This is a genomic window from Fibrobacter sp., from assembly GCA_012523595.1.
In the GTDB taxonomy this organism is placed as follows: Bacteria; Fibrobacterota; Chitinivibrionia; order Chitinivibrionales; family Chitinispirillaceae; genus JAAYIG01.
The window spans coordinates 1-8,074 of the sequence record JAAYIG010000013.1 but is presented as its reverse complement, the minus strand read 5'-3'; the positions used below and the strand labels follow the sequence as shown (position 1 = coordinate 8,074).

9 protein-coding genes are annotated in these 8,074 nt (G+C 45.6%); all 9 read right to left on the bottom strand.

The genetic code is table 11. The features are described from left to right. Positions 1-758, bottom strand: a 758-nt coding sequence (locus GX089_00600; GenBank protein ID NLP00970.1) for a hypothetical protein, incomplete at its 3' end; no start/stop codon positions are given. A 9-nt stretch (positions 759-767) separates the two neighbouring features. Beyond that, positions 768-1,340 carry an RNA polymerase sigma factor gene (locus tag GX089_00595; protein ID NLP00969.1) on the bottom strand — a complete coding sequence of 191 codons (573 nt, stop codon included), beginning with the start codon at positions 1,338-1,340 and terminating at the stop codon, positions 768-770. Between the two features lie 133 nt (positions 1,341-1,473). Next, complete coding sequence (locus GX089_00590) at positions 1,474-2,481, bottom strand: MoxR family ATPase (protein ID NLP00968.1); 1,008 nt, start codon at positions 2,479-2,481, stop codon at positions 1,474-1,476. A gap of 16 nt (positions 2,482-2,497) precedes the next feature. Next, on the bottom strand, positions 2,498-3,490 hold the full coding sequence (locus GX089_00585; protein ID NLP00967.1) for a flippase-like domain-containing protein: 993 nt from the start codon (positions 3,488-3,490) through the stop codon (positions 2,498-2,500). Further along, positions 3,487-4,791 (bottom strand): DUF1015 domain-containing protein, encoded by a 1,305-nt coding sequence (locus GX089_00580; GenBank protein NLP00966.1) that lies wholly within the window; start codon positions 4,789-4,791, stop codon positions 3,487-3,489. The genes GX089_00585 and GX089_00580 overlap by 4 nt, the downstream gene beginning before the upstream one ends. Before the next feature lie 13 nt (positions 4,792-4,804). After that, positions 4,805-5,461, bottom strand: coding sequence for a ribonuclease HII (locus GX089_00575; GenBank protein ID NLP00965.1), 657 nt, complete (start codon positions 5,459-5,461; stop codon positions 4,805-4,807). Further along, on the bottom strand, positions 5,454-6,074 hold the full coding sequence (locus tag GX089_00570) for a phosphoribosylglycinamide formyltransferase (protein ID NLP00964.1): 621 nt from the start codon (positions 6,072-6,074) through the stop codon (positions 5,454-5,456). Before GX089_00570 ends, GX089_00575 begins: the two co-directional genes overlap by 8 nt. Positions 6,075-6,088: 14 nt before the next feature. Further along, a complete protein-coding gene (locus GX089_00565) occupies positions 6,089-7,318 on the bottom strand; it encodes a glycosyltransferase family 2 protein (GenBank protein NLP00963.1) in 1,230 nt (409 codons plus the stop codon). Positions 7,319-7,540: 222 nt separating this feature from the next. Next, the coding region (locus tag GX089_00560; GenBank protein ID NLP00962.1) for a GGDEF domain-containing protein at positions 7,541-8,074 on the bottom strand (534 nt) is incomplete at its 5' end.

The following is an 8,074-nucleotide window of genomic DNA, read 5'->3' as shown; positions in this document are numbered from 1 at the left end:
CCTGCCACAGCCAGCAATAAGACAGCAGAAAGCACACCTGATGTTTTAAAGGTGGAGAAGAAATGTTCCACTATGAACCAGAAGGGCTGCCTGGATGTCCTTAATGTCAAGTTATCGGACTGCAGCCTCTGGAACAGTTCTTCCTCAATCTTTTCCCATCTGCGATAAGCAATCACCTCATCACATCTGATTACATTCTCCCAGTTCTCCAGCTCCTGTTTAGAACTGAGCCGCTGATAAAGCAGGTTTTCAGCTTTCTCTAATGCACCTGGTTCAGCCACAATCTCTTCTTTGGCAACCTGCTCCCAGTTCTCCAGTTTTTCAATCTTATCGATTTCGCGGTTCAGAGATTCCTCAATTTCTTCCCATTTTCCAGGAGTAGGCTCTTTTTCCGGAGCCATAAGGATCTGTTCCCACTCCGGCATTTGTCTGACATCATTGAGCCGTTTCTCAAGTTTGGATTCCAACCTCTCCCACTGAGTCTGAGGAAGATTCTGGTCAGAATTGATACACTCATTCACCGGTTCATCATATTCGACAAACTGAGAAACCCGTGAGAACAACTCGGTCTGGATCTGCTCCATTTTGCCCATGGAAAGCATCTCATCCAGCTTTAAAATGGAGAGCACCCCCAGCTCCTCAGCATCGGAAATACGAGCGAAAAGCCTCGCCTCTACCGCAGAAAAATCCACAGAAGAATCTGGAATATCCTTGCGAAATTCCCTCTCAAACCAGGAGTATTTTTCCATGTTGCCCATTAAAACTCTCTACTCTTTATCTAAACCGTCCAGAAATCCCTTTATCTGCTTGCGCGCGGTGAACAGTCTTGATTTCACCGTACCCTCAGGAATCCCCATTATTGAAGCAATCTCTGCCAGATCCATCTCTCCGTAGATATTTAACACTATCGGAATACGCAATTTATAGTCTAAATCCTCAAGTGCCTGCTCCACTAAATCCTTCAACTCGATAGATCTCAACGATCCCTGCTCGTTTGACTGAACCATGTTTTCAACTGCATCAAGATGTACCGTATCCTTGGGAGATATTCTCTTCTCTGCTTTCTGATATCTCCATCTGCGTGTACATACATGGATCACCACCCTGTGAAACCAGGTCTTAAATGATGAATCCCCATGAAACGTCTTCAGCGAGAGATAAATCTGGAAAAAAACCTCCTGCAGAAGATCCTCATGATCACCATAGGGCCCTGTAATCTTATAGATAAGATTAAAAGCATAGGACCGGTACATGTAAAAGATCTCTTTGAAAGCCAGTTGGTTTCCTGATCTGCACTCATCCAACAACTCTCTGCTTGGCTCCAGGAGCGTTTTATTCATTTCCCCCCACCTCTGATTTTTAAAAAGAACCCCCACTAACTACTATACTTTTAGTAGTTATTCTGACAGTAATGGTTCGTCAGAAAGGTATTTGCAACAAAAAGCGCAGGATAGATAAAATCCTGCAATTTTCTTACTTTCTCTTTAATACCGATTCCAATACAGTATTTATTATGTGATTTGAATTGATGTTGTCGACTTCGGCATGGAATGACCGCACCAGGCGATGGCGTAAAACCGGGAAGGCAGCCCTGCGGAGATCCGAGATATCAGGCGTAGGTCGGTTGTCCAGCAAAGCGTAGGCTTTTGCCGCCAGAACAAGGAACTGGGATGCCCTGGGACCTGCACCCCAGGTCAGAAACTTCTTTACCTGCTCAGGACACTCCGGGCAGGAGGGGCGGGTTGCCCTGGACAGTTCCACCGCAGCTCCTGCCACCGAATCTGCCACAGGTACACGGTAGATAAGTCCCCTGAAAGCCCGTATCTGCTCAGCACTCAGTACAGGCTTTATTTCCACACTCTGGGGAGATGTCGTCATCTTGACTATCTCCACCTCGGAATTATAGTCGGGATAATCTATTTCAATTGAAAACATGAAACGGTCCTGCTGAGCCTCAGGCAACGGATAAGTCCCCTCCTGCTCTATAGGATTCTGAGTAGCAAGAACCCAGAACGGATCCGGAAGACGAAAGGTCTGCCCCGATGATGTTACCTCTCTTTCCTGCATCGCTTGAAGAAGTGCCGATTGAGTCTTGGGTGGGGTCCGGTTTATCTCATCTGCAAGCACAATATTGCTGAAAACCGGTCCTTTAACAAAACGAAATTCCCGTTTCCCGGTTCCCTTGTCTTCGTATAAGATTTCTGACCCGGTAATATCCGATGGCATCAGGTCGGGAGTAAATTGTATTCTGTTGAAGTCAAGATCGAGGCACCTGGCCAGACTGCCAATTAGCATAGTCTTTGCAAGACCCGGAACTCCGATCAGCAGACAGTGCCCTCCACAAAGAAAACATGCCAGCAGATCATCGATAACCTCTTTCTGGCCAATAATTTTCTTCGCAAGTTCCCTGCGTATCAGTTCTGATGATGATGAAAGGTGTCCGGCAAGCTCAAGGTCATTTATTTCATTTCGGGTTTCCATAAATCTCCAGTTGTACTCATCTATCGAGATTCTGCTTTGCCTCATTGATCTCACGCAAAGAGATCCTGGTAGAGAAAAAATAGTATAAACCAATTGCTGTTATAGAGATATAGCCAATTGCATGGTAAAGTATCGCTATGGCACCTGCTTTCTCCACCCCCACCCCTGCAATCTTCAACCCTCCGGAAACTGCAGAATGGAGTGTCCCCACATATCCCGGAGAAAGTGGAATCGCAGCTCCAAATGCAGCTAATGCTACACCGAACATGCTTTCCAGAAATCCGAATGCCTCTACCCCCCTGGCAAGCAGAAACATTACCCCTATGGAACACAACGACCCAAGAATGGTGTACAGAATTACGCCACAAAGTTTACGGAATGAAAACATCCAGTCAAGGTTTGAAAAAAACTCTTCATTTAATCTTATAAGCCGCTTTCTCGTTTTCTCAGGAAAAAAACCAATAATCTTCTCTACAAAAACTCTGAAAATACCAGGGAAACACAGATAAATAAAAAAACAGAGAATCGAAACACCAACACCTGAAGCCATAAGAAAAGCATAGAGAGAAAGAGAAGAGAGAGAACTGGTAAGAAATACAGGAATGAAGAAAAAAGAGGCGTACATAAGGGTGTCTATAAATCTCTCAATCAGAAGCGATCCGACACTTTCCATAACTGTAAACCTGTTCTTTTTCCACAGCAAAACAGCCCTTGCGGCCTCCCCTATTCTTGCAGGAAAGATATTATTGAACATGAACCCTATCATCACCACAGGAAACAGGCCGTTTCTGACAGTATCAGGCCTTGATGGAAGCATCAACTCCCATCTCAGAGCCCTGAACCACAACGACAGAGGATTGAGGATTACCGATACCAGAATTATCCAGTACTTTGTCTGCCTGATCTCTTTCAGAAGAATCCCCGGGTTGACATCACGGAAGAAGATATACAGTCCGACGCCTGCTATAAGCAAACCGCCTGTCAACTGAAATACCGTGGATTTCTTCACCTGTCCTCCAGGTTGTTAAAAACCAGGCCGGAAAAGAGTTTCGGATAGAAATTGGTTGATTTCTGAGGCATTCTCTCCCCGCCCTCGACAATACTGTGAATCGTACCGATTGAGACCGGACGGATGAAGAAGCCGCCATAATATACCTGTGCATTCTTCAGCTTCGCCAGTCCCTCTGCAGGGTCGTTTACATAATCAACCACATCATGAAGTATCTTTCCATCAAGCGGAAGTCCGAGGATTCCCCGGACAGCTATCAGATTGATAACCGAGACATCAAGATGCTTCCAGGCCTCAGACCGCTCACTCTCAGCCTGCTTGAGAAAATGCTCGCCCTCGGATGAAAGCGAGAGTGCAGATATGCTTCCGGATTCACTGTCCACATAAAGCATACCGCAGTCGGTTTTACCGGAGAGAAAATCGTATACAGTTTCAGCTTTTATCTCTCCAAGCTCAGTCACATTGAAAAACCCGGACAGGGAATTTTTCATGCTGGCCACACCTGTTCCGGTCTTTTTGATCAACCGGTGAAAAGGCCTTATTAAAAGCCCCGGATCAGACATCGATACCAGTGTCATCATGGTATATGCATACCTTTCATCACTGCCATGATCCCTGTAGAACTTCAGCGCAGTCTCATACCTGTGATGCCCGTCGGCAATAAGAACCGTCCGGTTTTTCGCCGCTTCTATCAGCTTTCCGATTTTATCCCTGTCTGAACATCTGTAGAGTTTGTGATGCACTCCATTTTGATCAACCGTAAAACCGTCCGGTTCACCACTTATCATCGATTTTATAATCCGATAAGCATCTCCATCATCGGAAAGAAGACCGAAGAGCTGTCCGGTATTTACCCTGGCGGCATCAAGGAGTTCGTATCTGTCTATTTTAGGGCCGGAAAGAGTATACTCATGGGGAAGCACAACACCATTTTCAAACTCCTCAAGTTTTATAAGAACCACCACCCCGGTCCGCTCAAAAGTCATGGACTCATTTCCAATTTTGCTTTCAAATTTTTGCTGGTAAACATATACCGATGGCTCATCGTCTCTTACCAGAACTCCCTTCTCCACCCAGTTACGGAAAAAAGATGCTGCTCTCTCATGACGATCCCTGTTGCAGGTATCGGAGGGCTCAGGACGGTTCTGGGTGATACGCACAGTGTTATGTGGATCTTTATTGTAAAGATCATCGATCATGCTATTGTCAAGCATGTCGTAAGGAGGAGCAATGAATCTGCCCAGGTCCTGCGATTGTGCTAAACGGTAATGATAACCATTGAACGGCTTAATCTGCGCCATTCTTAAACCCCTTTCAAAGTGGCAAACTGGTTTGGAGGAAAAAATCGCAAAAGGAACGACGGTGAATCTCGCTGAGGCCATGTTTCATTATGCTATTACGGTGATACTCAGTAGCATAACCTTTATTATTTAAAAAATCATAAACCGGATATTTACCATGGTACTCTTCCATAATCCGGTCTCTTGTCACCTTTGCCAGTATCGATGCGGCAGCAATGGATGCGCTCTTCGCATCACCACCTACAACAGAAATCTGCTTTTCCTTCTCGATCTGAGGAATCGACTTGTTTCCATCGATCAGTGCCAGATCCCATTTTAACTCAAGCTTTTCAACGGCCCGGCTCATGGCCAGAAAGGTAGCCTGCAGTATATTGTATTTGTCTATTTCCTCAGGTGATGCAAATCCGGTTGACCAGCAGAGCGCTTCAGAGATTATTTTTTCGTAAAGCTCGCACCGGCGGTCGGCCGGAAGTTTTTTGGAATCGTTAACACCCTCTATCAGTTTGTCAAGATCCAGACAGACCGCAGCAGCCACAACAGGGCCGGCCAGGGACCCCCTCCCTGCTTCATCAATACCGATAAGGGCAATTTCCCGCCCTTTTTCCATCTCTTTGTCGAATTTATAAAGGGAGGCACTGGAAATGCTTTCCGATAAACACTGCTTAGACATCTCCTGTCACCCTGTGACCCTCAACCCTCAGCGTTCCCCTGGCTATGGCCTCTATCGCCCGCCAGTAACTCGCATGCTCGACCTTAAGCACCCGTTCCGCAAGCGTATGCGCATCATCATTGTCAAGAACCCGAACCGGCTCCTGAAGTATAATGGGACCATGATCATACTCTTCATCCACAAAATGAACAGTCACTCCAGTCACCTTTACACCATGCTCTATAACCGCCTCGTGCACCCTGACCCCATACATCTGCTTACCACAAAAGGAAGGAAGAAGTCCGGGATGAATATTCACTATACGGTTACGATAACGTGCCACCACATCGGATGGGAACTTTTTCATATAGCCGGCGAGAATTATCAGCTCGACATTGAATTTTTCAAGACAGCCCAGCAGCTCTCTTGAATATTCCTCCTCCGAGGAAAAATGAGAGGGTGCAAGATGGATACAGGGGATATTGTTTTTTCGTGCACGCTCAAATGCTACCGCTTTACTGTTATTACCTACAAAAAGTACAAAATCGACATGAAGATCACCGGATTGTTTTCTGTCAAGCAATGCCTGAAAATTGCTGCCACCGCCCGACGCAAATACCGCACAACGCAACATCTACCCTCCCCGGATCAAAAATCTGTGCCCGGACGCTCAATGCTGGCAACATCACCGCTGAAATCAAGCTTGTACTTAATCCCCGCCCAGGTAATCGTATTGGTCATCAGAGTCTTAAAATAGCTCAGTACCTGAGCCAGCCTCATATAAGGCTGAAGAATCAGAAATTTTGGAAATTTATGCATCGACCCAAGCAGCGGGTAGAGCGACACGGTAATCAATTCTCCGATGTAAAACACAAGAGCTGCCCCGCCCCCTATTTCCAGAAATGACCTGCTGTTACTCATGGATGCCACAATCGAGAAGGGCAAAAGAAAAAGGAGCATAAAGACAACCAGACTTACCGGTCCCGCAAGAAAAAACCACAACGATTTCTGATACGCCTTTAAAAACATTATCTGACGCTCAAACCAGGTTATTGTACCTCTGACAGTCTGAAGCAGATCATCAGTATGAGTAATACAGGGGGGAACCACAACTGCTTTTCTGGAATTTTTCATTACGATCTGAGAAAGACTCATATCATCCACAGCGGTCCTTGACCACTTCTCCGCTACCCCCATCTCCTCAAAGTCTTTCCGCCGGATAGCCATCGAACCACCCCAAAGTCCAACGCCACCGAAAAAACATGCTACACTGAAAAGAACATACATAAACACGTTTACATAAGAGTGAGTAAGCTCTCCGGTTGTGCCCCGGCAGGCATGAAGCCAGCGGAAACCGCTCGTTACTGTTACTTTAGGATCTGCCAGAGGGAGAATCAGCTCTTTAAGCCATCCCTTTGCAGGACGAATATCGGAATCAGCAAAGATAAATATGTCCGAATTTGATGTAGAATTAAGAGCAGCCAGAAGGTTATGGTTCTTCTGTGCACAGGAGGTTGACAGACCGGCATATGTCAGTTTAACTCCCGGGTTACCTTCCATTATAGATTTAATGGTCGGTACCGCAGGGTCCTGCTCACTCTCCACCACAAAAATTATTTCGTAATCAGCATAATCCTGCTGCAGAAATCCCTTCAGGTTGTTACCAAGATCTTTCGGTATTCCCTTGCAGGGGACAATTACAGAACATTTCGGAGAAAAGTCTGCTCCGTATTTCGGCCTCATTATTCTTTCATACCAGTATCTCTGATACACTATTGTGAATAAAGTCGCCAGGAAATCACCAAATGCAATAGCAAGTGCGGAGAAAAACAACACTTTGGTAAAAAGAGAATCTCCCAACAAACTATGAAATTCCAAAACACCTCCTGTGAAACTGATAAATATAAACATGGTTCCTTGCAGTTGCAATATATGCACCAGAATTAGTTTTTTCAAGCCCGATATTATATCTCGGCTGTTTTAGGCAAACTTTTTCTGTGGTTTGGTCAGGGATCAGGTTAGTGTCTGTAGTCTGAAATAATAATAGATGCCGATTCCGATTCCCCTCGCTCTTCTCTATAATTCGGTACAGATACCAGGTCATTTACGGCAGGCCTTTGCACATCGAACCTGGTTCCGCCCTCCTTTTTTGGCCTTGTAAAGGGCTTTATCTGCAGCGTGGATAACCTCCATCACCGTTTGTGCTGCAATCTCCCGATACGATATCCCGCAGGAGATAGTAACAGAAATCCGCTTTTTACCCGATTCCGTTTTACTTTTTTCTATTTCCTCCCGCGCCCTTTCCATTAGCGGAACCACTTCAGAGGTTGTTTTCTGTGGAAAAAATACCGCCAGTTCCTCTCCACCATATCTGCAGACAGTCCCCTGCGGAGAAAGTGTCCTGAGCAGTGTCTGAGCTACAGAATGCAAAACCGCATCACCTGCCTGATGCCCATAGGTGTCATTAACATTCTTGAAATGATCAATATCCACCATTGCCACAGCAAAAGGAGGAGTCACATTCATGTTCGCCTGTTCCGTGATTATCTTTGAGCAATAATCCCTGTTATAAATCTGAAGCAGAGGATCAAAAGAAACCCTGTTTTCAATCCTGAAAAACCAGTGTGTTAATGT

Excerpts from the sequence above, each read along its gene's own strand:
- GX089_00595 (NLP00969.1), bottom strand. The coding sequence starts at position 1,340 with ATGAATAAAACGCTCCTGGAGCCAAGCAGAGAGTTGTTGGATGAGTGC.
- GX089_00590 (NLP00968.1), bottom strand. The coding sequence starts at position 2,481 with ATGGAAACCCGAAATGAAATAAATGACCTTGAGCTTGCCGGACACCTT.
- GX089_00580 (NLP00966.1), bottom strand. The coding sequence starts at position 4,791 with ATGGCGCAGATTAAGCCGTTCAATGGTTATCATTACCGTTTAGCACAA.
- GX089_00575 (NLP00965.1), bottom strand. The coding sequence starts at position 5,461 with ATGTCTAAGCAGTGTTTATCGGAAAGCATTTCCAGTGCCTCCCTTTAT.
- GX089_00570 (NLP00964.1), bottom strand. The coding sequence starts at position 6,074 with ATGTTGCGTTGTGCGGTATTTGCGTCGGGCGGTGGCAGCAATTTTCAG.